This is a genomic window from Actinokineospora spheciospongiae (genome assembly GCF_003182415.1).
In the GTDB taxonomy this organism is placed as follows: domain Bacteria; phylum Actinomycetota; class Actinomycetes; order Mycobacteriales; family Pseudonocardiaceae; genus Actinokineospora; species Actinokineospora spheciospongiae.
Window position 1 is genome coordinate 1 of record NZ_QHCP01000021.1, and the last position, 25,752, is coordinate 25,752.

Annotated in this window: 29 protein-coding genes; 10 read left to right on the forward strand and 19 right to left on the reverse strand. The window is 73.1% G+C overall.

The window, feature by feature from the left end:
- Positions 1-157: 157 nt before the first annotated feature.
- The 8 genes from DFQ13_RS32060 to DFQ13_RS32095 form a co-directional block, all read right to left on the reverse strand.
- Positions 158-922 (reverse strand): ESX secretion-associated protein EspG, encoded by a 765-nt coding sequence (locus DFQ13_RS32060; RefSeq protein WP_035281138.1) that lies wholly within the window; start codon positions 920-922, stop codon positions 158-160.
- 234 nt (positions 923-1,156) lie between these two features.
- On the reverse strand, positions 1,157-2,857 hold the full coding sequence (locus DFQ13_RS33405; RefSeq protein WP_146241434.1) for a hypothetical protein: 1,701 nt from the start codon (positions 2,855-2,857) through the stop codon (positions 1,157-1,159).
- 181 nt (positions 2,858-3,038) lie between these two features.
- The gene (pstB, locus tag DFQ13_RS32070; protein WP_035281134.1) at positions 3,039-3,815 is read right to left on the reverse strand and encodes a phosphate ABC transporter ATP-binding protein PstB; all 777 of its coding nucleotides are present in this window, start codon (positions 3,813-3,815) and stop codon (positions 3,039-3,041) included.
- A 7-nt stretch (positions 3,816-3,822) separates the two neighbouring features.
- A complete protein-coding gene (gene pstA / locus DFQ13_RS32075) occupies positions 3,823-4,734 on the reverse strand; it encodes a phosphate ABC transporter permease PstA (RefSeq protein WP_110082520.1) in 912 nt (303 codons plus the stop codon).
- Positions 4,731-5,792 (reverse strand): phosphate ABC transporter permease subunit PstC, encoded by a 1,062-nt coding sequence (gene pstC / locus DFQ13_RS32080; protein WP_035281131.1) that lies wholly within the window; start codon positions 5,790-5,792, stop codon positions 4,731-4,733. Before pstC ends, pstA begins: the two co-directional genes overlap by 4 nt.
- Positions 5,793-5,826: 34 nt before the next feature.
- Complete coding sequence (gene pstS, locus DFQ13_RS32085) at positions 5,827-6,957, reverse strand: phosphate ABC transporter substrate-binding protein PstS (protein ID WP_035281130.1); 1,131 nt, start codon at positions 6,955-6,957, stop codon at positions 5,827-5,829.
- 190 nt (positions 6,958-7,147) lie between these two features.
- Positions 7,148-8,029 (reverse strand): mycothiol synthase, encoded by an 882-nt coding sequence (mshD, locus tag DFQ13_RS32090; RefSeq protein WP_110082521.1) that lies wholly within the window; start codon positions 8,027-8,029, stop codon positions 7,148-7,150.
- 82 nt (positions 8,030-8,111) lie between these two features.
- A complete protein-coding gene (locus DFQ13_RS32095; protein WP_110082522.1) occupies positions 8,112-8,852 on the reverse strand; it encodes a winged helix-turn-helix transcriptional regulator in 741 nt (246 codons plus the stop codon).
- 521 nt (positions 8,853-9,373) lie between these two features.
- On the opposite strand from DFQ13_RS32095, the gene DFQ13_RS32100 reads away from it, so the two are divergent.
- The 8 genes from DFQ13_RS32100 (at position 9,374) to DFQ13_RS32135 (ending at position 15,049) form a co-directional block, all read left to right on the forward strand.
- The gene (locus tag DFQ13_RS32100; protein WP_110082523.1) at positions 9,374-10,261 is read left to right on the forward strand and encodes an LmeA family phospholipid-binding protein; all 888 of its coding nucleotides are present in this window, start codon (positions 9,374-9,376) and stop codon (positions 10,259-10,261) included.
- Positions 10,262-10,284: 23 nt separating this feature from the next.
- Positions 10,285-10,707 (forward strand): TlpA family protein disulfide reductase, encoded by a 423-nt coding sequence (locus DFQ13_RS32105; RefSeq protein WP_110082524.1) that lies wholly within the window; start codon positions 10,285-10,287, stop codon positions 10,705-10,707.
- A 282-nt stretch (positions 10,708-10,989) separates the two neighbouring features.
- A complete protein-coding gene (locus DFQ13_RS32110; RefSeq protein WP_110082525.1) occupies positions 10,990-11,433 on the forward strand; it encodes a DUF4395 domain-containing protein in 444 nt (147 codons plus the stop codon).
- 50 nt (positions 11,434-11,483) lie between these two features.
- Positions 11,484-12,323, forward strand: coding sequence for a sulfurtransferase (locus DFQ13_RS32115; protein ID WP_035281121.1), 840 nt, complete (start codon positions 11,484-11,486; stop codon positions 12,321-12,323).
- 41 nt (positions 12,324-12,364) lie between these two features.
- Positions 12,365-12,673 carry a DUF1416 domain-containing protein gene (locus DFQ13_RS32120; RefSeq protein WP_110082526.1) on the forward strand — a complete coding sequence of 103 codons (309 nt, stop codon included), beginning with the start codon at positions 12,365-12,367 and terminating at the stop codon, positions 12,671-12,673.
- A 248-nt stretch (positions 12,674-12,921) separates the two neighbouring features.
- On the forward strand, positions 12,922-13,563 hold the full coding sequence (locus DFQ13_RS32125) for an FABP family protein (protein WP_110082527.1): 642 nt from the start codon (positions 12,922-12,924) through the stop codon (positions 13,561-13,563).
- Positions 13,564-13,571: 8 nt separating this feature from the next.
- Entirely contained in the window at positions 13,572-14,186 is a 615-nt protein-coding gene (locus tag DFQ13_RS32130; protein ID WP_110082528.1) for a 5-oxoprolinase subunit B family protein, read from the forward strand.
- The gene (locus DFQ13_RS32135) at positions 14,183-15,049 is read left to right on the forward strand and encodes a 5-oxoprolinase subunit C family protein (RefSeq protein ID WP_181400253.1); all 867 of its coding nucleotides are present in this window, start codon (positions 14,183-14,185) and stop codon (positions 15,047-15,049) included. The genes DFQ13_RS32130 and DFQ13_RS32135 overlap by 4 nt, the downstream gene beginning before the upstream one ends.
- Here the strand turns inward: DFQ13_RS32135 and DFQ13_RS32140 are convergent.
- The 5 genes from DFQ13_RS32140 to DFQ13_RS32160 all read right to left on the reverse strand — a co-directional run bounded on the left by DFQ13_RS32140 (position 15,032) and on the right by DFQ13_RS32160 (position 19,044).
- Positions 15,032-15,958, reverse strand: coding sequence for an asparaginase (locus DFQ13_RS32140; RefSeq protein ID WP_233438679.1), 927 nt, complete (start codon positions 15,956-15,958; stop codon positions 15,032-15,034). The genes DFQ13_RS32135 and DFQ13_RS32140 overlap by 18 nt on opposite strands.
- A 14-nt stretch (positions 15,959-15,972) precedes the next feature.
- Positions 15,973-16,578, reverse strand: coding sequence for an RsiG family protein (locus DFQ13_RS32145; protein WP_052020981.1), 606 nt, complete (start codon positions 16,576-16,578; stop codon positions 15,973-15,975).
- 55 nt (positions 16,579-16,633) lie between these two features.
- Complete coding sequence (locus tag DFQ13_RS32150) at positions 16,634-17,482, reverse strand: BKACE family enzyme (protein WP_110082530.1); 849 nt, start codon at positions 17,480-17,482, stop codon at positions 16,634-16,636.
- 75 nt (positions 17,483-17,557) lie between these two features.
- Entirely contained in the window at positions 17,558-18,667 is a 1,110-nt protein-coding gene (gene ygfZ, locus DFQ13_RS32155) for a CAF17-like 4Fe-4S cluster assembly/insertion protein YgfZ (RefSeq protein ID WP_181400255.1), read from the reverse strand.
- Positions 18,664-19,044, reverse strand: a complete 381-nt coding sequence (locus DFQ13_RS32160) for a Fur family transcriptional regulator (RefSeq protein WP_052021263.1) — start codon at positions 19,042-19,044, stop codon at positions 18,664-18,666. Before DFQ13_RS32160 ends, ygfZ begins: the two co-directional genes overlap by 4 nt.
- Positions 19,045-19,141: 97 nt before the next feature.
- Here DFQ13_RS32160 and DFQ13_RS32165 point away from each other — a divergent pair, with 97 nt between their 5' ends.
- Complete coding sequence (locus DFQ13_RS32165) at positions 19,142-19,987, forward strand: aminodeoxychorismate lyase (RefSeq protein WP_035283520.1); 846 nt, start codon at positions 19,142-19,144, stop codon at positions 19,985-19,987.
- Positions 19,988-20,000: 13 nt separating this feature from the next.
- Here DFQ13_RS32165 and DFQ13_RS32170 read toward each other — a convergent pair whose 3' ends face one another.
- Positions 20,001-20,894 carry a hypothetical protein gene (locus DFQ13_RS32170; RefSeq protein ID WP_110082531.1) on the reverse strand — a complete coding sequence of 298 codons (894 nt, stop codon included), beginning with the start codon at positions 20,892-20,894 and terminating at the stop codon, positions 20,001-20,003.
- Positions 20,895-21,089: 195 nt separating this feature from the next.
- On the opposite strand from DFQ13_RS32170, the gene DFQ13_RS32175 reads away from it, so the two are divergent.
- On the forward strand, positions 21,090-21,272 hold the full coding sequence (locus tag DFQ13_RS32175) for a DUF3073 domain-containing protein (protein WP_035283516.1): 183 nt from the start codon (positions 21,090-21,092) through the stop codon (positions 21,270-21,272).
- Positions 21,273-21,597: 325 nt separating this feature from the next.
- On the opposite strand, the gene DFQ13_RS32180 is transcribed toward DFQ13_RS32175, so the two are convergent.
- The 5 genes from DFQ13_RS32180 to purM all read right to left on the reverse strand — a co-directional run bounded on the left by DFQ13_RS32180 (position 21,598) and on the right by purM (position 25,738).
- The gene (locus DFQ13_RS32180) at positions 21,598-22,662 is read right to left on the reverse strand and encodes an NADH:flavin oxidoreductase/NADH oxidase (RefSeq protein ID WP_110082532.1); all 1,065 of its coding nucleotides are present in this window, start codon (positions 22,660-22,662) and stop codon (positions 21,598-21,600) included.
- A gap of 85 nt (positions 22,663-22,747) precedes the next feature.
- Entirely contained in the window at positions 22,748-23,176 is a 429-nt protein-coding gene (arfB, locus tag DFQ13_RS32185; protein WP_035283512.1) for an alternative ribosome rescue aminoacyl-tRNA hydrolase ArfB, read from the reverse strand.
- A 52-nt stretch (positions 23,177-23,228) separates the two neighbouring features.
- On the reverse strand, positions 23,229-24,038 hold the full coding sequence (locus DFQ13_RS32190) for a hypothetical protein (protein ID WP_110082533.1): 810 nt from the start codon (positions 24,036-24,038) through the stop codon (positions 23,229-23,231).
- The gene (locus DFQ13_RS32195) at positions 24,035-24,544 is read right to left on the reverse strand and encodes a SigE family RNA polymerase sigma factor (protein WP_110082534.1); all 510 of its coding nucleotides are present in this window, start codon (positions 24,542-24,544) and stop codon (positions 24,035-24,037) included. The genes DFQ13_RS32190 and DFQ13_RS32195 overlap by 4 nt, the downstream gene beginning before the upstream one ends.
- Positions 24,545-24,649: 105 nt before the next feature.
- Entirely contained in the window at positions 24,650-25,738 is a 1,089-nt protein-coding gene (purM, locus tag DFQ13_RS32200; RefSeq protein ID WP_035283506.1) for a phosphoribosylformylglycinamidine cyclo-ligase, read from the reverse strand.
- Between the last annotated feature and the right edge of the window lie 14 nt (positions 25,739-25,752).

Genomic DNA, 25,752 nt, shown 5'->3' on the forward strand with positions numbered 1-25,752 from the left:
ACCACCTGCCACTGCTCATCGGTCAACTCATGCCTGCGCACCACGGCACAAGATCAAAGCAGATCAACCCGACCGGCTTTGAGGACAGGCCCTAGGCCGTGTTCCGCGAGTCGTCACGACCCGCGGCGGCGGTCCCTGCTCCCGACCTGGCGACGGCCTACCGGCGCCGGGACTCGTCGATCAGCTCGGTGAGCTGCTGGGCCAGCCGGGTGCTGTCGGCGGGCGAGTAGGTCGCCCGAACCTCCCCCTCCGCACCCGGCTTGGACACCATCAGGTACCGCCCCGCGTCGGTGTCGATCCACCCCACGGTCCCGGTGTCGACCTCCCGGCCGTGCCTGCCGCGCGCACTGACCATGAAGAACCCGAACCCCTTGCGCGGCCGCTCCAGCATCGCCGCCGCCATCCGCAACTGGGCGTCCGAACTGGACCGCGGCGCCCGCACCGCCTCGGTGAACCCCTCCGCCCTGGCTTCCGGCGCGGCCTGCACCACCTGCACCGACTGCCCCGGCCCAGGTCCCAGCGGCGGCAGCAGGGCCACCAGCGAACGGGCCAGCCCCAGCGGACTGATCACCTCGAACCGGATGCTCTGCCCCTCCTGCACGGCCAGCACCCCCGCCGTCCCCGCCGCGGCCGCCCGCGCCTGGATGTCGCGCTTGGGATCGATGCTGCCGGACATCGCCACCGCCACGTCGTGGTCGCCGGTCACCTTGAGCGCGGTCTCCACGTCGGTGTCGATGCTGTTGTGGCGGATCAGCCCGCGGTTGGTCAGGTCGGTGAACACCAGCTTCGCGATCCGCCGCCGGTCCTCGTCGAACTCCCCGAAGCTGGGGATCTGGAACGGGTAGAGCCGACAGTTCACCCGCAACACCTGCGACAGCATGTCCACCGCGGCGAGCGACAGCGAGAACGAGCGGGGCGGCATGGGGACAATCTAACCCGCACCGGCGCACCCCGCCCCGGTATCGGCGCTGTCCCCGGCGCCGGTGACCCGGCCGGGTCGTCGCCGGTGAACCGGCCATGTCACCGCCGGTGAACCGGCCATGTCTCGCGGTGGGCGGTTTCGCCGTGTCCGCGTTCGGCCTGGGGTTCTGGCAGGGCGCCCAGGCCGCCGGGGGCTCGGGCACCGGACCAGTGGTCGGCCCGTACCGGGCGGGGCTCAGCCGCCGATGACCGGGGGTGCGGTGATCTCGTCGGTGCCGAAGACCTCGTCCGGGTCGGCTTCGACCAGGTAGGAGGGGCGCTGGTGCTCGTCGTCCTCGCCGCCCTGGCCCCGGGCGCCGCCCGCGCCCATGCCGCCCAGGCCACCCGCGGCTCCGCCCCGGCCGGCGCCCGCCGCGCCCGCGGCACCGCCGCGGGCGCCCATGGCGTGCTCGGCCGCCAGCGCGCCCGCGCCGACACCCGCGCCCTTGGCGCCGAGGCCGCCTGCGCCGGGACCGCCCGCACCGGCTGCGCCGCCCCCGCCCGCGCCTGCCCCGCCGCCCGCACCACCTGCGCCGAAGCCACCGCCACCACCGCCGCCGAAGCCACCGCGACCGCCGCCGAAGCCGGTGCCGCCGCGACCGCCGCGGACGCTGTCCTCGCCGAGGCCGTTCAGGGGGCCGCCGCCGAGGGGTGTCATGCCGTTGAGGCCGCCGTTGGTGCTGCCGTTCCCGGCGCCACCACCGCCGCCGCCGTTCGGGCCGTTGAGGCCCGGGAGGTGGCCGGGGCCGGACGGGGGCGGGTACTGGCTGGGGTTGGTGGTGCCGTTGCCGCCGCCCGGGGGGATCGGGATCTGCGGGGTGCCCGGGGTGGTTCCGCCGCCGTTGCCGCCGCCGTTGCCGGTGGTGCCCGGGTTGCCGCCGCCGAGCTGGGGCGGGTTGGTGCTGCCGTTGCCGCCGCCCGGGTTCTGGTTGAAGGTCGAGGCCCCCCGGTCGTCGCCGCCGGAAACGGTCACGTCGCTGTCGCCGGGGTTCTGGACCTTCTTGCCGTCGTCGGGCTTGCCCGGGTCGTCCGTGCCGCCGCCGGACATGGTGGGCGGGGTGGCGAAGGCGGGCATCGTCGCCGAGCTGCCCAGGGCGCCGTCGTAGGTGCCGACGACGCGGGCCGCCTCCTCGTGCGCGGCCTGGCTGGCGCGGTAGTCGTTCATGTACTGCGTCGCCTTGGTGGCCAGCTCGATCGGGTCGGTCGTCGTCGCCAGGTCCTGGTTGGCCGCCTTGAGGTCGAACGGCACCGGCTCGGGCATGGAGTTCTTCGCCTCGGCCAGCGCGGACGCCTGGATGCCGGTCTGCGTGCCCGCCAACTGCGCGCTCTGCCCGGCCTTGCCCACCCAGTTGCCGATGTCGGCCATGAACTGCCGGGCCGAGTCGCCCGCGGTCCCCTGCCAGTCGGTCTGGCTGTTGTTGATCGCCGAGGCCACGTCGCCCTGGAACCCCGACATCTGGTTCCCGGCCTCGACGTACATCTCGCCCATCTCACCGACCTGGTCGGGGTCGACGCCCTCGGTCACCATCGTCTGGAGCGTGGGGTGCTCGGTGCTCAGGTAGTTCGTGCAGGACAGCGCGGGCCCCGGCCGGGTCTGCAGCCCCTGGGCCAACTGGTTGGCCTGGGCGGACATGTCCTGGTTGAACTGCTCGTTGATCTCGCTGTTGCGGGTGAACTGCTTCCAGATCTCCCACCAGTTCGCCTGGTCGATGTCCTGGTCGACCTGCTGCTCGGCCTGCTCCTGCACCTCCTGGGAGGTGTCCGAGGTCCCGGTCCGGTCGATGTAGTACGGGCTCTTCGGGTCGTAGGTGGGGTCGTAGTCGGGGCTGTTCCGATCCGACGCGCCCGGTGGCGGGGCACCCGGGGCGTGGTAAGCCGTCTGCACAGATCCAGTCATGGCCACAACCTCCCGCGTCACGGTACCAATGGCGGGTGTTGCCCGTCTCGGCTCTGACGGGACGGGATCGGTGGTGGTTCCCGGCGCCGGGGGGAGATGACCGGATCGGGTGACGGAATGCCGCGAGCCCCCCGGCCGGAGGGGCCGAGGGGCTCGCGGGTGCGACGGGGTGGAGCGGCGGTCAGCCGAAGCGGCCGGAGATGTAGTCCTCGGTGGCCTTCTGACCGGGGTTGGAGAAGATGCGCTCGGTCTCGTCGATCTCGACCAGGCGGCCGGGCTGGCCGACGCCCGCGAGGTTGAAGAAGGCGGTCTGGTCGCTGACCCGGGCCGCCTGCTGCATGTTGTGGGTGACGATGACGATCGTGTAGTCCTTCTTCAGCTCCCCGATGAGGTCCTCGATCGCCAGGGTGGAGATCGGGTCGAGGGCGGAGCAGGGCTCGTCCATCAGCAGGACGTCGGGGCGGACCGCGATGGCGCGGGCGATGCAGAGGCGCTGCTGCTGGCCACCGGAGAGGCCGCCGCCGGGGCGGTTGAGGCGGTCCTTGACCTCGGCCCAGAGGTTGGCGCCGCGCAGGGCGCGCTCGGCGACCTCGTCGAGCTTGCGCTTGTCGCGCTCGCCCGCCAGCTTGAGCCCGGCCACCACGTTGTCCCTGATGGACATGGTGGGGAACGGGTTGGGCCGCTGGAAGACCATGCCGATGGTGCGGCGGACCGACACCGGGTCGATCGTGCTCGCGTAGATGTCCTCGCCGTCGAGCAGCACCTTGCCCTCGGCCCTGGCACCGGGGATGACCTCGTGCATCCGGTTGAGGGAGCGCAGCACGGTGGACTTGCCGCAGCCGGAGGGGCCGATGAAGGCGGTGACGCTGTGCGGCGGGACCGCCAGGGACACCTGGTCGACGGCGTGGAACTTGCCGTAGTAGAGGTTGAGGTCCTTGACGTCGATGCGCTTGGCCATGGGTCGCCTACTTCGTCTTCAGGGAGGTCAGCCGCGAGATCAGCGATCCCAGCAGGTTGAACAGGGTGATGATGAGGATCAGGGTGACCGCCGCGCCCCACACCCGGGCCTCGCCGATGGCGTTGGTGGTGAGGCGCTCGGAGGTCATCAGCAGCGGCAGCGACGCCATGCTGCCGCTGAACGGGTCGAAGTTGATGTAGCTGGTGTACCCGACCAGGACCAGCACCGGCGCGGTCTCGCCCATGACGCGGGCGATGGCCAGCGAGATGCCGGTGATGATGCCGGACAGCGCCGTCGGGATGACGATCTTGAGGATCGTCTTCCACTTGGGGATGCCCAGCGCGTACGCGGCCTCGCGCAGCTCGTCCGGGACGATCTTGAGCAGTTCCTCGGTGGTGCGGACGACCACCGGGATCATCAGCAGCACCAGGGCCAGCGACACCGCGAACGCGCTGCGCGGGAAGCCGAGGGTGGTCACCCAAAGGGCGTAGATGAACAGCGCCGCCACGATCGACGGGACACCGGAGAGGATGTCCACGGTGAAGGTGACCGCGTTGGCCAGCCGGGAGCCCTTGCCGTACTCGACCAGGTACACCGCGACCAGGATGGCGATGGGCACGGCGATGACCGCGCAGATCAGGCCCTGGAACAGGGTGCCGATGATCGCGTGGTAGACGCCGCCGCCGAACTGGCGGGAGGTCAGGCCCGCGAAGGACCTGCTCCACCAGTCCGCGTTGAGCACGTGCTCGAGGCCGCGGGCCAGGACGGTGATCAGCAGCCAGACCAGCGGGGCCAGCGCGATGAGGAAAGCGCCCCAGACCAGCCCGGTGGCGAACCGGTTGCGCAGCTTGCGACCCGCCCCGATCTCCTGGAACGCGGGCGGCGCCGCGGGCCGGTCGAGGTCAGTGGCGGTGCTCATTCGTACTCCTTGTGCCCGGAGATGATGTAGCGGGCGAAGGCGTTGACGATGAACGTCAGCACGAACAGCACCAGGCCCGCCGCGATGTAGGCGCCCGCGCCGCGCGGGTCGTTGAACTCCGCCGCCGCGCGGGCGATCTTGGAGGCGATGGTGTCGCCGCCGTCGAAGAGGCTGAAGCCGAAGTGCTGCGAGGTCGACGCGAGGATGATCATGACGGCGATGGTCTCGCCGAGCGCGCGGCCCAGGCCCAGCATGGACGCGCTGATGTAGCCCGCGCGGCCGAAGGGCAGCACGGTGGTCCGCACGACCTCCCACTTGGTGGCGCCCAGCGCCAGCGCGCCCTCGATCTGCGTCGAGGGGGTGCGGTCGAAGACCTCGCGGCTGATCGCGGTGATGATCGGCAGCAGCATGACCGCGAGGACGATGCCCGCGGTGAAGATGGTCTGGCCGATGGCCAGGTTGGAGCTGCCGGTGGCGAAGATCGGGATGAAGCCCAGGGTGTCGTTGAGCCAGGTGCTGACCGGCTTGAGCGCCGGGGCCAGCTCGTAGAGGCCCCAGAGGCCGTAGATGATCGACGGCACGGCGGCCAGCAGGTCGACGACGTAGCCGAACGGCCTGGCCAGCCGCTTGGGGGCGTACTGGGTGAGGAACAGCGCGATGCCCAGCGAGATCGGCATCGCGATGAGCAGGGCGAAGATGGACGCGAACACGGTGACCAGCAGCAGGTCCAGCACGCCGAAGGCCAGGGCGGCCGGGTCGGCGTTCCAGTCCCGGCTGAACAGGAAGTTCGCCTCGTTGCCTGCCAGCGAGGGGATGGCCTGGATCAGCAGGAAGACGCCGATCAGGACGATCATCACGACGATCAGCACACCCGAGCCGACCGTCAGCGTCCGGAAGATCCGGTCACCCGGGCGGGTGACGACCTTGGGCGCGGCCGGGGGCGGGCCCGAGTCCGGCGGGTTGGGGGGAATCGTGGCCTCCGGGGCGGTGTTCGGCGCCGAGCCCCGCGACCCGGTTTCCCGGGTCGCGGGGCGTCCGACCTTGGCGAAGTCGCTCATCGCGTCTCTGCTCAGTCTGCCTGGGTCGCTGGACTCAGGCGATCGCGCCGACGGCGGTCAGCAGCTTGGCCTGGAACTCGTTGGGCAGCGGAACGTAGCCCGCGTCGGCGAGGGTGGCCTGGCCGTCGGTGGCGGCGACGGTCAGGAACGCCTTGACGGCCTTGGCGGTGTCGGCGTCGTAGCCCTTGGAGCAGACGATCTCGTAGGTGGTGAGGACCAGCGGGTAGGCGCCCGCGGTGTTGCTGGCGTAGAGCGCGTCGAGGTCGACGACCAGGTCGTTGCCCTCGCCCTTGATCTTGGCGGAGGCGATGGCCTTGGCGGCCGACTCGGCGGTCAGCTCGACCGCGCCGGAGCCGCTGTCGATCTTGGCGGAGGTCAGGTTCTTGTCCTGGGCGTAGGACCACTCGACGTAGCCGATGGCGCCGTCACCGGCGGCGACGGCGTCCGCGACACCCGCGGAACCCTCGGCGCCCTGGCCGACACCGCCGTTGAAGACCTTGCCCGCGTCCTTGGTCCACGCGCCCTTGGAAGCGGCCTTGAGGTACTTCTGGAAGTTGTCGGTGGTGCCCGACTCGCCGCCGCGGTAGATCACGGTGATGGGCTTGTCCGGCAGGGTGGCGCCGGAGTTGATGCCCGCGATGGCCGGGTCGTTCCACTTGGTGACCGCGCCGCTGAAGATCTTCGCGGCGACCTCGGGGGTCAGGGTCAGGTCGGTGACGCCGTCGAGCTTGTAGGGCACGGCGACCGGGCCGAAGACCAGCGGCAGGTTCCACGCCGGGTTGCCCTGGCAGCGCTGGGCGGCCGCGTCGACCTCGCCCTTGTCCTTGCTCAGCGCGGAGTCGCTGCCGCCGATGTCGACGATGCCGCCGTTGAACTGCTTGATGCCCGCGCCCGAGCCGGACGGGGTGTAGGAGAGCTGCTGGTCGGCGCACTTCGCGCGGTAAGCGGCGCTGAAAGCCTCCATCGCACCCTTCTGCGCGCTGGAACCCTCGGCCTGGAGGGCCTTCTTGCCGCCGCACTCGACCGGGGCGGTCGCGGTGGGGGCGGGCGCACCGGAGTTGTTGCCGGAACCGGTCGGGGTGTTGTTGTCGCTGCCGCACGCACTGAGCACGAGGGCACCGGCGGCCACGATGCCGAGCACCGACGCGGTCCGCTTGGTCTTCACATTTCCTCCAGCACAGGAGCCTTCACGGTCGGCGTGACTCTCTGTCAGCCGTGTCGCCGGCGACGCTAGGCAGCGGTGGTGGACGCGCCCTCTTGAAGAGGTGAACGACGGGTGAACAAGCCCCCGAATGTGGCTCTGACTACAACATTGTCGCCGTCCCGTGACCCGGGTGTGCGCAGCCGGTAACCGTTCAGGCGCCACCGGTGCGCATTACGGCCCACTGGACGTCGGCGGCCGAACGGGTGAAGCCCAGGCGCCGGTAGACGGCGATGGCGGGGGCGTTGTCGGCCTCCACGTACAGGATGACCTCCGGTCGGCCCGCGGCCCGGAGGTGGCGGATGCCGACCAGGGTCAGCGCCCGCCCCAGCCCGCCGCCCTGGGCGTCCGGGTCGACGCCGACGACGTAGACCTCGCCGGTGCCGTCCGGGTGCACCTTGGTCCAGTGGAAGCCCAGGAGCCGGTCGGCGGGGTCGACGGCGAGGAAGAACCCGGCCGGGTCGAACCAGGGCTCGCGCTCGGTCGCCTCGACGTCGGCGACGGTCAGCGCGCCCTGCTCGGGGTGCCAGTCGAAGGCGCGCCGGTTGACCTCGACCACCGCTGCCTCGTCCTGGCCGGGGACGAACGCGCGGACGGTGACGCCGTCGCGCCAGACCGGTTCGGGCAGCTCCTCGTCGAGACCGCGGCGCATGACCAGCAGCTCGCGCACCTTCTCCAGTCCCAGGCGCGCGCCGATGCGGGCGGCGGCCGGGTGGTCGCCGTGCGACCAGAGCCGGACGCCGTCGGCGGCGTGCGCCAGGACCTCGCGGACCAGTTCGGTGCCGACGCCGCGGCGGCGGTGCTCGGGGTGCACGAGCACCTCGGCGACCTGGTTGCCGTGCGCGTCGCCGTCGGTGTCGAGGTGGGCGTAGCCGACCACGGTGTGGTCGCGGACGGCGACGAGCTGCTCGCCACCGCGGAACTCGCGCGGCAGCGGGCCGTCCGGGGAGACCTCGGGGCGCCCGTCCGCCGCGGCGGCGGCGAGCAGCAGCGGGCGGATCTCGTCGGTGGCTGGGCCCCAGGTCAGGTCGGTCACGGGTCCGACCCTACCCACCGGGCACGGCGAGTCCCGGACACCGGGAGGGGGTGTCCGGGACTCGTGAGCGAGGTGTCGCGGCCTAGCGGGCGTCGAGGGAGAAGTTCGCCAGGTCGGTGTCGAGGGGGTCGACCTCGCGGCGGGAGCCGCCCGCCTTGGGGGGCTGGACGAACTTGTAGCCGACGTTGCGCACGGTGCCGATCATCTGCTCGTGCTCGGGGCCGAGCTTGGCGCGCAGCCGCCGGACGTGCACGTCGACGGTGCGGGTGCCGCCGAAGAAGTCGTAGCCCCAGACCTCCTGCAGCAACTGGGCCCGGGTGAACACCCGGCCCGCGTGCTGGGCGAGGTACTTGAGCAGCTCGAACTCCTTGTAGGTGAGGTCGAGCGGGCGCCCGCGCAGCCGCGCCATGTAGGTGGCCTCGTCGATGACCAGCTCGCCGAGGCGCAGCGCGCCGTCGGCGGCGGCACCGGCGGGGCCGCGCGAGGTGAGCAGCCGCAGCCGGGCGTCCACCTCGGCCGGGCCCGCGGTGGGCAGCAGGATCTCGTCGATGCGCCAGTCGCTGTTGATGGCCACCAGGCCACCCTCGTTGACCACGGCGAGCACCGGGCAGCTGTCGCCACCGCTGGTGAGCAGCCTGCACAGGCTCTTGGCCGCGGCCAGGTCGGTGCGCGCGTCCACCACGACGGCGTCGCGGGAACCGGCCTCGAGCAGGGCGGTGACCTCGGGAGCCTGGGTGCGCACGGTGTGCGGCAGCAGCATCAGCGACGGGAGGACCGAACCGGGTTCCGGGTCGGCGGTCAGCAGCAGCAGGTCGAGGCTCATGCGAGTCCGCCTCTCTCTTGCGTGAATCCGCGCCGTCGACGTCGAGGAGCGGGAGTTCGGATTTCGGCTCAGCGGAGAATAGCTGCCGAGCTGCGGGAATGTCGTGGTCGTGAAGCTTGCGTCACACGGGTGCACGCGCTCCGGGCGGACTCCTCGCAGGTCAGGGGGGTCATGTTACAGCCACGTTAATCCGGCTGTTGACCTGCTGTTATCGAAGCCGGAAGCGTTTCCTCACCGCGCGGGAATTGGCTTTGTGAATCATGCGTAACACGGCTTCGGGTCTCACCATCCGGTACTCCCGAACGGGTCGGGGCCTCCCGGACCACCTGGACGGGCGGTGATCAGCCTGCCGCCCCGGCGCCCGGGAGGACCGCCCCGGCGCTCGGGACGGGGAGTCGACGGGGATCATTGGGGGTGGCTCCGCAACCCGACCGGGTGCTGACGAGTCCTTGAAGGGGACAGGCGACAGACCAGGGGCACGACGGGCAAGACACGACGGACAGACACGACAGGTGGCGGGGATGACGACCATGACGAACTCCGGCAGGCCGCAGGCGGCTCCCAGGCGGGGCCGGTCCAAGGCGGTGCGGCGGCTCGTCATCACCCTCGTGGTGCTGGCGGCGCTGCTGGTCGCGGCCGACTTCGGCGCGGCGGCGGTGTTCGAGCACGAGGTGTCCAAGCGGGCCAAGGCGCAGTTCGGCCTCCGCGACGACCCGTCGGTGAAGGTCGGCGGCTTCTCCTTCCTGGCCCAGGTGATCGCGGGCGAGTACGACACGGTGACCGTCGACGCCAAGGGCGTGCCGGTCCAGGACACCCTGCGCGACGTCGACGTGCACGCCGACCTGCGCGGCATCAAGGCGCCGCTGTCGGACGTGGTGTCCGGCTCGCTCAAGCAGCTCCCGGTCCGCGAGGTCGACGGCCAGGTGCGGATCAAGGCCGCCGACGTCAACCACGCGCTGCAGGAGAACCAGGGCAACAGCGTCATCGCCTCGATCAAGAACCTGACCATCGACCCGGCGAGCAAGGCGCTGGTGGCCACCGCCCCCGCCGACGGCGGCGAGACCGACCTGGACAGCGTCGAGACCGCCGACACCGAGGGCAGCACCGCCGGGGTGCGGCTGTGCGGCACGGTCGAGGTGGCGGGCCTGTCCACCGAGCTGTGCGTCTTTTCGATCATCTCGCTGGAGCAGGACAGCATCGCCATCAGCGCCAAGCGGCTGGAGCTGCGCAACGCGGCGGGCGCCACCCGGCTGCCGTCGGCGGTCGAGGACACCATCCTCGGGGTGTTCTCCCGCCCCCTGCCGACCGGCAGCCTGCCGTTCGGGGTCACGCCGACCGCGGTTACCGTCGAACCGGGCCTGCTCTCGGTGAAGGGCAGGGCGACGGACGTGGTGCTGGGCGGGAGCTGACCCGCCCGCGGAGGTGAACGGGCATGACGGGTGCGCTGGTCGCCCTGGGGACGCTGCTGGTGGCCGCGGTGGTCGGGTTCGCCCTGCGGGCCCGGGACGGCCGGGTCCGCGCGCGGGAGGACGACACCGCGGCCCGGGTCCCGGCCGAGGTGCGCGCCGCGCTCGACGCAGGCGCGCGGGTGACGCTGGTGCAGCTCTCCACCACCTTCTGCGCCCCGTGCGGGCAGACCCGGGTCCTGCTGTCGGACCTGGCCGCGCGCACCGACGGCCTCGCGCACGCCGACATCGACCTCACCGACCGCCCGGAGCTGGCGAAGGCGCTGTCGGTGCTGCGCACGCCCACCACCCTCGCCGTCGACTCCCGAGGAGTGGAACTGCTGCGGGTCGGTGGCGTCCCGAAACGCGAAAACCTGCTCGCGGCGCTGGCCCCGCACCTGCCCGGCTGAGGCCCGCCCGGGTCCACCACCAGCGGGTTCACCGCTGACAAGCCCCATTCGGCCTGTCCCAATCCGTGGACGGGTCCTCTCACAACCGGGGGCCTGCGCGTAAGCTCGCCCCCGTGTCCAGCAACCTGACCAGGCGCCGCGCGGTGGATTTCGGCCGCGTGCACAGCAGCCTGTGTCGGTGATCTGACCGGCGGTGGTCTGGTGGGTGCGACGCCCGCCGCGGTGCCCAGCACCGAACCGCCGGTACGCAGGGAAGCCCTCGCGCCCAGATCAGGAGACCACATGTCCGCACGTCCGCAGGTCGACCCGCGCGGCCCCAGGTTCGCCGCCTGGGTGACCTCGGCGGTGCTCGTGGCGGTGCTGCTCACCGGCTGGTGGCCGCTGCTCGCCGCGCAGGTGGTGGTGTTCGCCGTCGGCGCCTTCGCCGGCCTGTCCGCCGCGCCGTACTCGGTGCTCTACCGCGTCCTCGTCGCGCCCCGGCTCGGGCCGACCGACGAGCGCGAGGACGTGGCGCCGCTGCGCTTCGCCCAGGGCGTCGGCTTCGCGTTCGCGCTGGTGGGCACCCTCGGCTACGCCTTCGGCGTTCCCGCGCTCGGCGTGGTGGCGACCGCGTTCGCGCTGGCCGCCGCGTTCCTCAACGCCGCCTTCGGCTTCTGCCTGGGCTGCGAGACCTACCTGCTGCTGCACCGCCTGCCCGGTTCCACCAGGACCGTGTCGGACCACTGAGCCGTGTCGACCAACGCCGTGTCAACCAGAAAGAAAGTGGGAACTTCCCGATGAGCCGCGAAGACGTGCTGGTTTCGGCCGCGTGGGCCGAGGAGAACCTCCAGACCACCGGAGTGGTCTTCGTCGAGGTCGACGAGGACGCCAGCGCCTACGACACCGGGCACATCCCCGGTGCGGTGAAGATCGACTGGAGGCAGGACCTCCAGGACCCGGTGCGCCGCGACTTCGTCGACCGCGCGGGCTTCGAGAAGCTGCTGTCGGCGCGCGGCATCGGCAACGACGACACCGTGATCCTCTACGGCGGCAACAACAACTGGTTCGCCGCCTACGCCTACTGGTACTTCAAGCTCTACGGCCACGACGCGGTGAAGCTGCTCGACGGCGGTCGCAAGAAGTGGGAGCTCGACGGCCGCCCGCTCGACGCCGAGGCGGTCACGCGCGACGAGACCACCTACTCGGCCAAGGAGCAGGACCTCTCGCTGCGCGCCTTCCGCCAGGAGGCCGTGGACGCGATCAACACCAAGAACCTCGTCGATGTCCGCTCGCCCGACGAGTTCTCCGGCAAGCTGGCCGCCCCGGCGCACCTGCCGCAGGAGCAGGCGCAGGTCAAGGGCCACATCCCGACCGCGATCAACGTGCCGTGGAGCAAGGCCGCGAACGAGGACGGCACCTTCAAGTCCAACGACGAGCTGCGCGAGCTGTACAAGGACGCGGGCCTGGACGAGGGCAAGGCGACCATCGCCTACTGCCGCATCGGCGAGCGCTCCTCGCACACCTGGTTCGCCCTGCACGAGCTGCTCGGCTACAGCGACGTGAAGAACTACGACGGCTCGTGGACCGAGTACGGCTCCCTGGTCGGCGTCCCCGTCGAAATCGGTGCGCAGGGCTGATCCAAGAACAAGGTCCGGTCAACCCCGTCAAGGAGATAACGATGAGCAGTAGCTGCGGAGCCCCCGAGCAGGGCTCGGCCATCCCGGCCGGGGTCGACCCGGGCAAGGAGGTCGTCCTCAACGGCAAGGTGACCAGCGGCGGTCAGCCGGTGGGCGGGGCGTTCGTGCGCCTGCTCGACGGCACCGGCGAGTTCACCGCCGAGGTCGTCTCCGCCGAGTCCGGCGACTTCCGGTTCTTCGCCGCGCCGGGTGAGTGGACGGTGCGCGCGCTGCACCGCTCCGGCAACGGCGAGGCCAAGGTCAACGCGGCGGGCCCCGGCCTGCACGAGGTCGCGGTCAGCGTCGGCTGACCCAGCGCACCAGCCTGACCCAGCGCACCAAGCGGCCCCGGAGCACCCCGTGCTCCGGGGCCGTCGCCGTTCCCGGGTGCGGGTGAGAGCACGGCCACCGGGCGTGGGCGGGTTGTTCCCGGCGGCAGCGGCTAAGCTGCGGGGCGTGGAAATCTTCTTCACCTCGCTGCTGGTCATCGTGGGCCTGGTGACCGCGTGGTTCGCGGTCTACGTGGTGTACCGCCTGTACGCCGACCAGCGCTGAGCGGATGACAGCGAACCAGCCCCCGGTCGTCCCCGGCAGCGGTGACGCCGCGGTCCAGGCCGCCCTGGAACGGGCCGAGCGGACCCGGCACCGCAACCTGCCGCAGTTCGACGACCTGCCGATCCCGGCGGACACCGCGAACCTGCGCGAGGGCCCGAACCTGCACGACGACCTGCTCGCCCTGCTGCCCCTGGTCGGGGTGTGGCGCGGTGAGGGCGAGGTCGTCTACCCGACGATCGACGGGCCGTTCAAGTTCGGCCAGCAGATCACCTTCGCCCACGACGGGCGGCCGTTCCTGTCCTACGAGTCGCGGGCCTGGCTGCTCGACGACGAGGGCGCCGTGATCCGCCCGGCCGCCCGCGAGGTCGGCTGGTGGCGCCCGGGGCCGGACGACACGCTGGAGGTGCTGCTGGCGCACGCCACCGGCATCACCGAGATCTACTACGGCGCCCCGCGCACCCAGACCTCCTGGGAGATCGAGACCGACATCGTCACCCGCACCGCCTCGGCCAAGGAGGTCAACGCGGCGAAGCGGCTCTACGGGCTGGTCAACGGCGTCGACCTGGCCTACGTCGAGGAGCGGGCGATGATGGGCCAGGAGATGCAGCCGCACACCTCGGCCTACCTGCGCCGCGTCGTCGGCTGACCGCCTGCGTGCGCCTGCTGCGCTGCGGCGCCGACGCCGTGCTGGTCGAGCTGGGCTCGCTGACCGAGGTCGCCGCCGCCCGCGCGCTGCTGGCCGGGTTGCCGGACGTGGTCGACCTGGTGCCCGCCGCGCGGACCGTGCTGGTGTCGTTCCGGCCGGGTTCGCCGTCGGCCGCCGCGGTGCGACCGCTGCTCACCTCCGCCGACCTGTCGGTGGCCCCCGCCGTCACCGGGCGCCCGGTGGTGCTGCCGGTGGTCTACGACGGGCCGGACCTGGAGCTGGTGGCCGCGACCGCCGGGGTGGGCGTCGACGCGGTGGTGGCGCTGCACTCGGGGGCGGAGTACACCGTGGCGTTCACCGGGTTCGCCCCCGGCTTCGGCTACCTGACCGGCCTGCCGCCGGAGCTGCACCAGCCCCGGTTGGGGACGCCGCGCACCCGGGTGCCGGTCGGGTCGGTCGCGGTGGCGGGCGAGTTCACCGGCGTCTACCCGCGCGCCTCCCCGGGCGGCTGGCGGCTGCTGGGCAGGCTCGCCGCGGGCGCCGAGCCGCTGTTCGACCCGCACCGCACCCCCGCCGCCCTGCTGGCCCCCGGTGACACGGTCCGCTTCGAGGTGACCGGGTGAGGCGGGCGGTGACGGTGCTGGCGCCGGGGCCGTCCGCGCTGGTCCAGGACCTCGGCAGGCCCGGGTACGCGCACCTGGGGGTGCCGCCGTCGGGGGCGCTGGACGTGCCGTCGCTGCGGCTGGCGAACCGGCTGGCGGGCAACGCCGAGGGCGCGGCGGGCATCGAGGTCGTCCTCGGCGGCCTGGTGCTGCGCGCCGAGGCGTCCTGCACGGTCGTGGTGACCGGCCCGAGCACCCCGGTCCTGCTCGCGGGCCGCGACGTCGGCTCGCACGCCCCGGTCCACCTGCGCGCGGGCGACGTGGTCGAGCTGGGCCCGCCGCGGGCGGGCCTGCGCAGCTACCTGGCGGTGTCCGGTGGCCTCGACGTCCCGCCGCACCTGGGTTCGCGGTCCACCGACGTCCTCTCCGGCATCGGCCCCGACCCGCTGCGCGCCGGGGACGTGCTGCCGCTGGGCACCCCGGTCCGGCCGCCGACCGGCGAGGACGCCGTCGCCCCGCCCAGCCCGCCGGACCGGTTGACCGTGCCGGTGCTGCTGGGTCCGCGCGAGGACTGGTTCGCCGACCCGGTCGCCCAGCTCGCCGCCGCGACCTGGTCGGTGTCCCCGGAGAGCAACCGGGTCGGGCTGCGCCTGCTGGGCCACCCCCTGGTCCGCGCGGACGCCCGCGCCGAGCGCGAGCTGACCAGCGAGGCGGTGGTGACCGGTGCCGTGCAGGTGCCCGCGAGCGGGCGCCCGGTGATCTTCCTGGCCGACCACCCCACCACCGGCGGCTACCCGGTGATCGGGGTGGTGCCGACCAAGCACCTGGCCGCCTTGGCGCAGGCGCGGCCGGGCACGAGGGTCCGGTTACGCCCGCGGGCCTGAGCCGAACAGGCCCGCCGGGACGCGCACCTCGCCGACGGGTTCGCCGCCGCCCAGCACCACCGTGTCCAGCGGCGGGGGCCGGTGGCCCAGGAATTCCAGGACGGCGCCCAGGACCGGGGTCCGGGCGCGCGCGGCGCCGTCGTCGACCTTGAGGGCGAGGGTCGTGCCGTCGGGCAGGGCCAGGACGTGCACGCCCTCCGCGCCACCCTTCACCAGCAGCCCGGGGACGGCCTCCATCAGGGCGGTGTCGATGCGGTCGGTGCCGCCGACCAGGTGCGGGTGCGCGCGCATGGCGTCGGCGACGCGGCGCCTGCGGGTGCCGGGCGGGGCGGTGACCAGCCGGGAGCAGGCGGTGGCCAGGTCGGTGAGGCTCAGCGCGAACAGCGGGGCACCGCAGCCGTCGACGCCGACGGCGGGGATCGGCGTGCCGGTCAGGTCGGTGACGGTGGCGGCGATGGCGGCTTGCAGCGGGTGCGCCGGGTCCAGGTAGGACGCGGTGTCCCAGCCGAGCTGGGCGCAGGTGGCGAGCATGGCGGCGTGCTTGCCGGAGCAGTTCATGGTGACCCGGCGGCGCCGGTCGCCGCGGCTGTCCTCGTGCAGCGGCCAGTCCTCCGGGCAGCCCAGGTCGTCCTCGGCGAGGCCGTGCCGGGCGAGCAGGGCCAGGACCCGGTCGACGTGCACCGCCTCACCGCTGTGCGAGGCGCACCCGATGGCCAGGTCGGCGTCGTCGCCGAGGTCGAGCCCCGCGCGCAGCATCCCCAGGGCCTGCAGCGGCTTGTTGCTCGACCGGGGGAAGACCGGCGAGCCCACGTCACCGACCGCCAGGCGCACCCGGTCGTCGGTGAGCACGACCAGCGAGCCGCGGTGCACCGACTCGGTGAACCCGGAGCGCACCACCTCGGCGAGCACCGGGTTGGCCGGGTTCAGCGGTCCTCGCCCGGCTTCCCGCGCTCGGCGGGCTTCTCGCGGTCGGGCTTCTCGCGCTCGGCGGCGAGCAGGTCGTCCACCGAGGCGCTGCCCGCGCGGTAGCGGTTGCCGATCTGCTCGTTGAGCAGGTCCATCACCTGCTGCACCTGGCGCCGCCGCTGCGACACCGAGGCCTCCTCCGACCGGTAGGTGCGCAGCGCCAGGTCGAGCCGCTCGTCCGGCAGCGCGGCCACGTCGGACAGGTCGGCGTCGGACACCAGGGCCTCGACGTGCCTGCGGTGCGCCTCCGCCCGCGAGGGCTCCATCACCTGGTGGCGACCGGAACCCGTGGCGGGCCCCACCGCGTTGTCGGCGAGGATGCTGGCCAACTGCTCCACCACCGAGGCGCTGCCGCCGTCGGCGCGGCGGCGCTGCTCGGCCAGCACGATGTCGATCCGACCGTGCAACAACCTGCGCAGGTAGGAGAGGTCGGTCTCCTCCTGGGCGGCGTCGTCGCGACGGGCCCGGACCTCACCGAGGTCGAGGCGGTCGAGGCCGGTGACGTAATCCGGCGCGAGGACCCGGTCGATGCGCCTGCGTCCACCGGGACGGACTTCGATCACGGGCACATCCTCCGACACTCGATCCCCGACCGCCACATCTTGGCGACTCGGTGGCTCACCGCGCCACCCCCAGGAGTACCCGTGCCTCGTCTGGACCAATCGGCGGCCGCTGCGCGATCCGCGAGAGGCTCGACGCGCGGGCCACCAGTTGGGCGTTGTCCTTCACCTTCTCACCCCTGGCGTAGGTGGTGGTGTCCTCCATGCCCACCCTCAGGTGCCCACCGGCGGACAGGCTGGCCAGCAGCACCGGCAGCGTGCTGCGCCCCACCCCGGTCGCGGAGAACGTCGCGCCCTCGGGGACGAGCCGCAGCGCGGCGGCCACGGTCTCCAGGTCGCCCGCCATGCCACCGGGCACCCCCAGCACCAGGTCGAGGTGCACGTGCCCACCCGAGGGGAGGCCGTGCTCGTCGAGCAGGCGGCGCAGGGTGGTCAACTGCCCCAGGTCGAAGATCTCGTACTCCGGCACGATGTCCCGCTCCCGCATCCGCTTGTGCAGCTCGACGATGAACTCCCACCGGTTGAGGAAGACGTCGTCGCCGAAGTTCACGGTGCCCATCGAGCAGGAAGCCGAATCCGGCAGCGCGTCGAGCACCGCCAGCCGGTCGGCCTCGGAGTCGGTCACCGCGCCACCGGTGGACAACTGCACGATCAGGTTGGAGTTCTCCCGAACCGCGTCCACGGTTTCCCTGAGGAGCCCCGGGTCCAAAGTGGGCTTGGCGTCGCGGTCGCGGACGTGCAGGTGGATCATCGCGGCACCCACCCGCTCGCAATCCCTTGCGGTCCGCACGAGGTCTTCGACGGTGACCGGGAGAGCGGGGACGTCCGCCTTGCTGTGCTCGGCCCCGGTCGGCGCGACCGTGATCAACGTGCCGTGCGCGCCGGGGCGGGAAGTCGACGGTGACATGGCGCGAATCCTGGCACACGGCGGGCACGGGCAACCGGGCTCGGGACGTTCGGGGCGGGCCGCCCCGGGCCGGGGTCAGCCTCGGAGGCCCTGGGCGGCGGCTCGGCCCAGGGCGGGGGAATCGGCGGGGATGGCGTCGGGGTCGATGGCGGCGCTGGTGCCGGTTTCGCCGACGGTGAGGGGGGTGCCGGGTTCGATGGAGCGCTTGACCAGGGCGAGGGCGATGGGGCCCAGTTCGTGGTGCTGGGCGACCGAGCCGACCTTGCCGACCACGCGTTCGCCCGCGCGGACCTGGTCGCCCGGTTCCGGGACGGTGTCGGAGCCGTCGAGGTGCAGCAGCAGCATCCGGCGCGGGGGGCGGCCGATGTTGTGGACCTTCGACACCGTTTCCTGGCCCCGGTAGCAGCCCTTGGCGACGTGGGCGGCGACGTGGACCCAGCCGACCTCGTGCGGGATGGTCTTCTCGTCGGTGTCCAGGCCCGCGCGGGGGTGGGCGGATTCGACGCGGAGGGCTTCGAAGGCGAGGCTGCCCGTGGGGCGGGCGCCCGCTGCGGTGAGGCGCTGCCACCAGGTGAGCAGGTCGGCGCGGGGGACCAGCAGGTCTGCCGCGTCGGGGCCGGGCCAGGGCATCCGGCGGACGACGACGCCCGCGCCCTCGGCGACCGCGTAGGGGCCGTCGGGGACCGGGAGGCCCGCCTCGGCCAGCAGGTCCGGGGTGTGCGGGCCGACCAGGGACAGCACCGCGCGTTCCGCCGTGGCGTCGCGGGGTTCGACCTTGGACCAGAAGACCATCTGCTCCAGGTAGGCCAGCAGGGGGACCCGGCCGGGGCGGGCGCCGGAGGTCTGCGCGCCCGCCTCGGTGTCGAGCCAGACCGTGCCGTCGACGTGGGCGAGGAGCATGTGGGCTTCGACGCGGCCCTGGCTGTCGAGGATCAGCGCCTCGGTGCCCGCGCCCTCGGCGAGGCCGGTGACGTGCTGGGAGATGACCAGGTGCAGCCAGGACAGCCGTTCCTCGCCGGGGACGGCGATGACCTGCCGGTGCGACCGGTCGACCACGCCGACCCCGCGGGTGGCGGCGCGCTGCTCGGCGAACGGGTCGCCGAAGTGCCAGGGGACGGCCGCGTCGGGGGAGTCGTCCGGGGCGGGGATGGCGCCGGGGAGGTCGAGGAGGGGGGAGCGGGTCACGGGTTCTCCTGGGAGCAGGCGCGGCAGGTGCCGGACAGCGCGAGGTGGCTGGCATCGAGGTGGAACCCGTGCCGGGCGCGCAGTGTTCCGCACAGCTCGTCCATGACCGCGCGCTCGGCCTCGTCGACGTGGCCGCAGCGGTGGCAGACCAGGTGGACGTGCTCGTGCTCGTGCACCGAGTAGGTCGGCGCCCCGTGGCCGAGGTGGGTGTGGCGGACGACCGCGAGGCTTTCCAGCAGCTCGAGGGTGCGGTAGACGGTGGTGATGTTGACCGTGGGGGTGGTGCGCTGCACGTGCTGGCAGACCTGCTCGGGCGTGGCGTGCTCGAGTTCCAGCAGCGCGTCGAGCACGAGCTGGCGCTGCGGGGTCATCCGCATTCCGCGGCCGTGCAGCGTGTCGCGCAGTTCAGCACGGCGCCGGGCTATCGGGTGCGCGGTTTCCACCCCGTCGATGTTATGCCAGTAGGGTTCCCCCATGCGCGTGCTGGCGATGCTGGACGGGACCGTCCTCGACCCCGACGCCCCCCACATCCGGGTCGACGACCTCGGCCTGCTGCGCGGGGACGGGGTCTTCGAGACCGTGCTCGTGGTGGACGGGAAGCCCCGGGAGCTGGGGCCGCACCTGGACCGGTTGGCGCGGTCGGCGGCGATGCTGGACCTGCCGGAACCGGACCGGGCCGCATGGGAGCGGGTGTGCTCGGTGGTGATCTCCGAGTGGCCCGCCGCCGGGGAGATGGCGCTGAAGCTCGTCTACACCCGGGGACCGGAGTTCGGCGACGGGTCGACCACCTCGTTCGCGCTGGGGCTGCCCATCGCGGCGTCGCAGTTGCGGGCCCGGGTGTCCGGGGTCGCCGCGGTGACCCTGGCCCGCGGGTTCGACCCGTCCGACGTGCCGGGGGCGCCGTGGCTGCTGCTGGGGGCGAAGACGCTGTCCTACGCGGTGAACATGGCCGCCGGTCGCCACGCCGCCGCCCAGGGGGCGGAGGAGGTCATCTTCACCGCCGCCGACGACACCGTCCTGGAGGGGCCGACCTCCACCGCCGTGCTGGTGCGGGGGCGGACCCTGCGGACGGTGCCCCCGTCGAGCGGGGTGCTGGCGGGGACCACGCAGGGGGCGTTGTTCCGGGCCGCGGAGCGGGCTGGGTGGACGACGAAGGTCGAGCCGATCCCGGTGGCCGACCTGCGGGCGGCGGACGCGGTGTTCCTGGCGTCGAGCGTCCGGAAGATCACCCGGGTACGGGTGCTGGACGGGGTGGAGCTGGCCGCGTCCCCGGAGCTGCACGCCGAGCTGAACGCGCTCTACGAGTCCGAGTACGCGTAGCCGGTCCCCGGGGTCAGTTGAGCTGTTCCCTGGCGGCGAGGTCGCCCCAGAAGTCCCGCAGGCGTTCGAAGCGGGTGCCCACCGTGGTGGGGTCGGAGTCCTCGATGGCCCGGAGGATGGCGTGGACGTCCTCGGCCGAGGTGTCCCCCTCCAGTTCCTCGTCGGTGAGGAGCTGGACCAGGCCGCCGTAGTCGAGTTCGACCGCCGAGTGCTCGTGGAAGTTCTCCAGCCACTTGGCCGTGTCGGCGAGGACCTTGGCGGGTCCGCCCTCGCCGAAGGTGCGCGCGGCGAGGACTCGGGCCCGTTCGGCCCGGCGGCGGGCGTCGGCCATGGCGACCCGCCAGTGGACCTGCCGGTGCGGGTCGGTGCGGGAGGCGGCGGTGACCACGTGCCGGTGGGCCGGGTCGACCAGGGCGAACCAGGGCAGGGGGACGGTCCAGGTCGTCGAGACCACGTGCACCGCGCCGTTGGGGAGTTCGCCCAGGACCGTGGCGGCCTTGGTCTTGGCGGACTCGGCGGTGCCCGCCAGGGCGGCGGCGCGCAGGACCGGGGTGGCGGTGGTGATGAAGCCGACCATCGCCGCAGCGGAGCGGGCGCGCAGGTCCAGCGGGCAGACCAGCGGGCCGGGGCCGACGGTGGCGTCCTCGACCGGGACCTCGACGGGGTCGATCACCAGGAGGTCGCGGACGGCGCTGGTGGACTGGCGGCCGTCGGGGAGTTCGCCGGGGAGGGTGCCCGGAGGCGCGTAGAGCTGTGACTTGAGCCACACCTCACGCTCGCGGCGGGCGACGTCCGAACGGTCCAGGGGAGTGCTCTCGACCGTGGCGCGCAGGCGCCCTGCCAGCGGTTCCGCGAACGCGGACAACGGCTCGTACACCCTCAGGTAGGCGACGAACGGACGGGACACCCGGTCATCGTTTCACGGGGGGTCGCCACCGCGGCGCCGGGGAGGGAAGTTCCCCGGGATGTCGGTTTCTGCACACCGTGCCGCGTCGCACGGAACCCCTTCGGCACGGTACGGTAGTTGGCAGGAATCAACTGTCGACATCTACGGGGCCGCCGTTCCCCCGGCCGCCCCGTCACTGTGCGAGGGGGTCGAGCCATGGGGCGCGGCCGAGCTAAGGCCAAGCAGACGAAGGTGGCCCGGGAGCTCAAGTACAGCTCACACCACACCGACTTCGACGCGCTTCAGCGCGAGCTGTCGAGTGGAGGGCCCGAAGACGGTCACACCAGTGACCGGTTGGAGGACTCGTCCGAGGACGAGTACGACGACTACCGGCGATGAAGCTAGGGTCCGGCGCCCACCGGCTCCGGACCCGACCCCGCATCCCCTCTCGTAACGCTGTGAAGGCCACCCCGACGGCCCTGGTCGCCGGGGTGGCCTTCACAGCGGGTCCAGGACGGTAGCGCGTCCTGGCCGGGTGGGGTCACCGTCGACATCACGGAGACGGCTGCGGCGTGGACCGGCACCCCGGAACACGCGGCAGCCCCTTCGCGTTCACCCCCGCCGCACCACGGCACCCGTGGTCTTCCGCGCTGCCCCCGGGCCGTCGACCACACACCGCACCACCCCGACAGCGTCACCCGTCGGGGTGGTCATCGGCGTGTGGTCAGAACGCCCGCCCGTACTGGGCGGGCGGGGCCACCTCGTCGCCGAGGGCGGCGGCGGCGCGCAGCGGCCAGTACGGGTCGCGGAGCAGTTCGCGGGCCAGCAGGACCAGGTCGGCGGAGCCGTCGGTCAGGATGGCCTCGGCCTGCTCCGCGTCGGTGATCTCGCCGACCGCGCCGGTCAGGACGCCCGCCTTGTCGCGGATGACAGCGGCGAAGGGCACCTGGTAGCCGGGGCCGGTCTCGATGGGCGCCGACGGCACGTTGCCGCCGCTGGAGACGTCGATGAGGTCCGCCCCCGCGTCGACCAGGGCGCGGGCGATGTCGGCGCTGTCCTCGGCGGTCAGGCCGCCCTCGGTCCAGTCGGAGGCCGACAGGCGGGCCAGGACCGGCACGTCCTCGCCGACGGCGGCGCGGACCGCGCGGACGACCTCCAGCGGGAACCGGAGCCTGCCCTCGGCGTCGCCGCCGTAGGCGTCGGTCCGGGTGTTCGACAGCGGCGACAGGAACTCGTGCAGCAGGTAGCCGTGGGCGGCGTGCACCTCCAGGACCTCGAAGCCCGCCTCGACCGCGTACCGGGCGGCCTCGGCGAACTTCCGCACGACCTCGGCGATGTCGGCCTCGGACAGCGCCACCGGGGTGCGGTAGGCGTCGACGAACGGCTCGGTGGTCGGGCCGACCGGGGTCCAGCCGCCGTCGGCGTCGGCGACCCCGCCGCGGCCCTCGGCGAACGGGCTGTACGTGGAGGCCTTGCGGCCCGCGTGGGCGAGCTGGATGCCCGGCACGGACCCCCGCTCCTTGATGAACGCCGTGATCGGCCGCCACGCCTCGACGTGCTCCGGCGACCAGATGCCGGTGTCCTCCGGGGAGATCCGGCCGATCGGCTCGACCGCGCTGGCCTCGGCGATGACCAGCCCGGCGCCGCCGACCGCCCGCGACCCCAGGTGCACCAGGTGCCAGTGGTCCGGCAGCCCGCCGGTGGCCGAGTACTGGCACATCGGGCTGACCGCCACCCGGTTGGGCAGGGTGACCGAGCGCAGGTCGAGCGGGCTGAACAACAGGCTCACGGGTGTTCTCCTCCGACGTGGTTCGTGCTCTCGAAGGGTCCAGCGCCGAGCGGTCGGGGAGTTGTTCCCGGTGGTGAGCCGGTTATCAGTCGTCCGGGCGGACGCGGCGGCCCTGCTTGGTGCGGGACCGGCGCTTCTTGTCGGTGATCCTGCGCTCGCGGGAGCCGCGCGAGGGCTTGGTGGCCCGGCGGGGCGCGGGCGGCGGGGCGGCGGCGTCGCGCAGGAGGGCGGCGAGGCGGTCGCGGGCGGCGGCGCGGTTGGCCAACTGGGCGCGGAACTCGCTCGCGGCGATCGTGACGACGCCGTCGACCAGGCGCGACGACAGCTTCGCCAGCAGCCGCGGGCGCAGGTGCTCGGGGACGGCCTGCGAACCGGCCACGTCGAAGGACAGCTCGACGCGGCTGTCGGCGGTGTTGACACCCTGGCCGCCGGGGCCCGACGAGCGGGAGAAGCGCTCGCGCAGCTCGCCCGCCGGGATCACCAGCGCGCGGGTCACCACCAGGTCCTCGGCCACACCCCCAGTATGGCGGCGGTGGCCGGGTTCGGCGTAGCGGTTATCCCTGCGGTTATCCCTTGATGGCGCTCAGCCCGGGCACCAGGGCCAAGGCGACGACCGTGGGGGTGTCCAGCACCCGGTCCAGCCGCGACGGGGCGATGCCGGAGGCGGTCTCCTGCACGGTGACGTAGGTGCCGTCGGGGCGCAGCGAGGTGGCGGTGACCGACGAGGTGGTGCGGTCCTCGGACACCCGCAGCACCGTGCCGTCCGGGCGCACGTCGCGGGAGCACGCCGTGTCCGCCCGCGCCACCGGCGGGCACTCGGTCTGCGGCGGGACCCCATCGGGCCCCCGCAACCGCACGATGAGCCTGCGGTCACCGGTCGGGGTGACGAGCCGGGCGGACAGGGTGCCCCCGGTGTCGAACCGGTACCACTCGCCGTACGCGCCCACCTTCTTCACGACGTCCGGGGGCCAGGAGATGGCCGCGCCGTGCATGACAGCGGAGTTGTGGTCGGCGGAGGCTTGGCCCGGGGGAGGGACCGAGGAGCCGGGGGAGCGTGTCGTGGTCGTGGTGCTGATCGGAGGGGGCATTGCTGTCCGGGGGGTGGTCAGGACGGTGGTCGCGGTCGTGGACAGGGCCGCGGGGGCCGCCGGGGGCATGGGCTGCGGGGAGGTGCTGAGCGCACCCGCGGCCAGCGTGCTGGTGCCGATGACGGCGACGGCGGTGACCGCCGCCAGGCCGTAGGCGGCGGTGCGGCGGCGGCGCACCCGGCGGCGGCCCTCGGCGAAGACCGCCTCGCGGTCCAGGGTGAACGGCGGCTCGCCCGCCAGCGCCCGGTCGAGGGCGGCGCGGATGTCGGACTCGGTGAACTCGCTCATCGCAGCCCCTCCACGGCCACTCGCCCGTCGGCCAGCAGGGTGCGCAGGGTGGCGAGGCCCTTCGACGCCTGGCTCTTGATGGTGCCCTCGCTCTTGCCCAGCGCCCTGGCGGTCTCGGCGACGGACAGGTCGTCCCAGTAGCGGAGCACGACGACGGCCCGCTGGCCCGCGGGCAGCCGGGCCAGCGCCCGGCGCACGTCGACCGCGTCGTCCACCCCGGCGGGCGGCACGCCGACCTCGGGCAGCCGCTCGACGGCGTTCTCCCGCCTGCGGAACGCCCGCCGGGAGTCGTCGATGGCCGCGCGGACCATGACCTTGCGCGCGTACCCGTCGATGCCGGAGCCGCGGACCAGCCGGGGCCAGGCCGCGTAGATCTTGGCCAGGGTCGTCTGCACGAGGTCCTCGGCCCGGTGCCAGTCGCCGCCGCAGAGCAGGTACGCGGTCCTGCGCATCACGGCGGCGCGGCTGTCCAGGTACTCACCGAACTCGCTGTCGCGGTCCGACACGGCGGCCCCTCCCCTCGCGCGCTCCGAACGGTAGAACGGCGCGGGGCGGGGCCGGGTTGCCCCGGGGCTCGGATCAGCGGCCGGGGCCGTGCCCGGGGGCCGCGATCAGAAGCGCGGGTGCTCGCCCACGAGTTCGGCGCGCGGGCCGTCGGCGTCGGTGGCGGGGCGGACCTCGCCGAGCAGCCAGCACGGGACGTGCCGGGCGGTGAGCACGGCCAGCGCGCGGTCGGCCTCCTCCGGCGCGACCACGGCGACCATGCCGACGCCCATGTTGAACGTCCGCTCCATCTCCTCGCGGGCCACCCGGCCGCGCTGGGCGATCATCGAGAAGACCGGCTGCGGGGTCCAGGTGCCGCGCTCCAGGGTGGCGTGCAGGCCGGGCGGCAGCACCCTGGCCAGGTTCGCGGCGAGGCCGCCGCCGGTGATGTGGGCGAAGGTGCGCACCTCCGCCTCGGCGACCAGCGCCAGGCAGTCCTTGGCGTAGATGCGGGTCGGCTCCAGCAGCTCCTCGCCCAGGGTGCGGCCGAACTCCTCGACGTGCCCGGACAGCGGGATGCGGCCGATCTGCAGCAGCACGTGCCTGGCCAGCGAGTAGCCGTTGGAGTGCAGGCCGGAGGAACCCATGCCGATCAGCACGTCGCCGGGGCGGACCCGGTCCGGGCCGAGCACGGCGTCGGCCTCGACCACGCCGACGCCGGTCGCCGACAGGTCGTAGGCGCCGTCGGTCATCAGGCCCGGGTGCTCGGCGGTCTCCCCGCCCAGCAGCGCGCACCCGGCCTGCACGCAGCCCTCGGAGATGCCCTTCACGAGCTGCGCGACCCGGTCCGGGAGGACCTTGCCGACGGCGATGTAGTCCTGCAGGAACAGCGGCTCGGCACCGCAGACCACCAGGTCGTCGACGACCATGGCGACCAGGTCGATGCCGACGGTGTCGTGGATGTCGAGCGCCTGCGCGACCGCGATCTTGGTGCCCACGCCGTCGGTGGAGGAGGCGAGCACCGGCTCCTTCCAGCGGTCGAGCTTGAGCCGGAACAGGCCCGCGAAACCACCGATGCCGCCCAGGACCTCCGGGCGGGTGGCCTTCGCCGCCCACGGCTTGAGCTTCTCCACGGCCTCGTCACCGGCGTCGATGCTCACCCCCGCGGCCGCGTAGGTGGCGGACAGGGCGGGCTCGGACGCGAGGTTCTCAGTCATGGCTCGAATCAGGT

Coding starts and splice junctions, on each gene's coding strand:
- pstB (WP_035281134.1), bottom strand. CDS start 3,815: ATGGCCAAGCGCATCGACGTCAAGGACCTCAACCTCTACTACGGCAAG.
- DFQ13_RS32150 (WP_110082530.1), bottom strand. CDS start 17,482: ATGTCACCGTCGACTTCCCGCCCCGGCGCGCACGGCACGTTGATCACG.
- pstA (WP_110082520.1), bottom strand. CDS start 4,734: ATGAGCACCGCCACTGACCTCGACCGGCCCGCGGCGCCGCCCGCGTTC.
- DFQ13_RS32060 (WP_035281138.1), bottom strand. CDS start 922: ATGCCGCCCCGCTCGTTCTCGCTGTCGCTCGCCGCGGTGGACATGCTG.
- DFQ13_RS32125 (WP_110082527.1), top strand. CDS start 12,922: ATGACAGCGAACCAGCCCCCGGTCGTCCCCGGCAGCGGTGACGCCGCG.
- DFQ13_RS32095 (WP_110082522.1), bottom strand. CDS start 8,852: ATGAGCCTCGACCTGCTGCTGCTGACCGCCGACCCGGAACCCGGTTCG.
- DFQ13_RS32120 (WP_110082526.1), top strand. CDS start 12,365: ATGAGCAGTAGCTGCGGAGCCCCCGAGCAGGGCTCGGCCATCCCGGCC.
- DFQ13_RS32165 (WP_035283520.1), top strand. CDS start 19,142: ATGCGCGTGCTGGCGATGCTGGACGGGACCGTCCTCGACCCCGACGCC.
- DFQ13_RS32160 (WP_052021263.1), bottom strand. CDS start 19,044: ATGCGGATGACCCCGCAGCGCCAGCTCGTGCTCGACGCGCTGCTGGAA.
- DFQ13_RS32105 (WP_110082524.1), top strand. CDS start 10,285: ATGACGGGTGCGCTGGTCGCCCTGGGGACGCTGCTGGTGGCCGCGGTG.
- pstC (WP_035281131.1), bottom strand. CDS start 5,792: ATGAGCGACTTCGCCAAGGTCGGACGCCCCGCGACCCGGGAAACCGGG.
- DFQ13_RS32190 (WP_110082533.1), bottom strand. CDS start 24,038: ATGAGCGAGTTCACCGAGTCCGACATCCGCGCCGCCCTCGACCGGGCG.
- DFQ13_RS33405 (WP_146241434.1), bottom strand. CDS start 2,857: ATGACTGGATCTGTGCAGACGGCTTACCACGCCCCGGGTGCCCCGCCA.
- purM (WP_035283506.1), bottom strand. CDS start 25,738: ATGACTGAGAACCTCGCGTCCGAGCCCGCCCTGTCCGCCACCTACGCG.
- DFQ13_RS32110 (WP_110082525.1), top strand. CDS start 10,990: ATGTCCGCACGTCCGCAGGTCGACCCGCGCGGCCCCAGGTTCGCCGCC.
- DFQ13_RS32175 (WP_035283516.1), top strand. CDS start 21,090: ATGGGGCGCGGCCGAGCTAAGGCCAAGCAGACGAAGGTGGCCCGGGAG.
- DFQ13_RS32100 (WP_110082523.1), top strand. CDS start 9,374: ATGACGACCATGACGAACTCCGGCAGGCCGCAGGCGGCTCCCAGGCGG.
- DFQ13_RS32115 (WP_035281121.1), top strand. CDS start 11,484: ATGAGCCGCGAAGACGTGCTGGTTTCGGCCGCGTGGGCCGAGGAGAAC.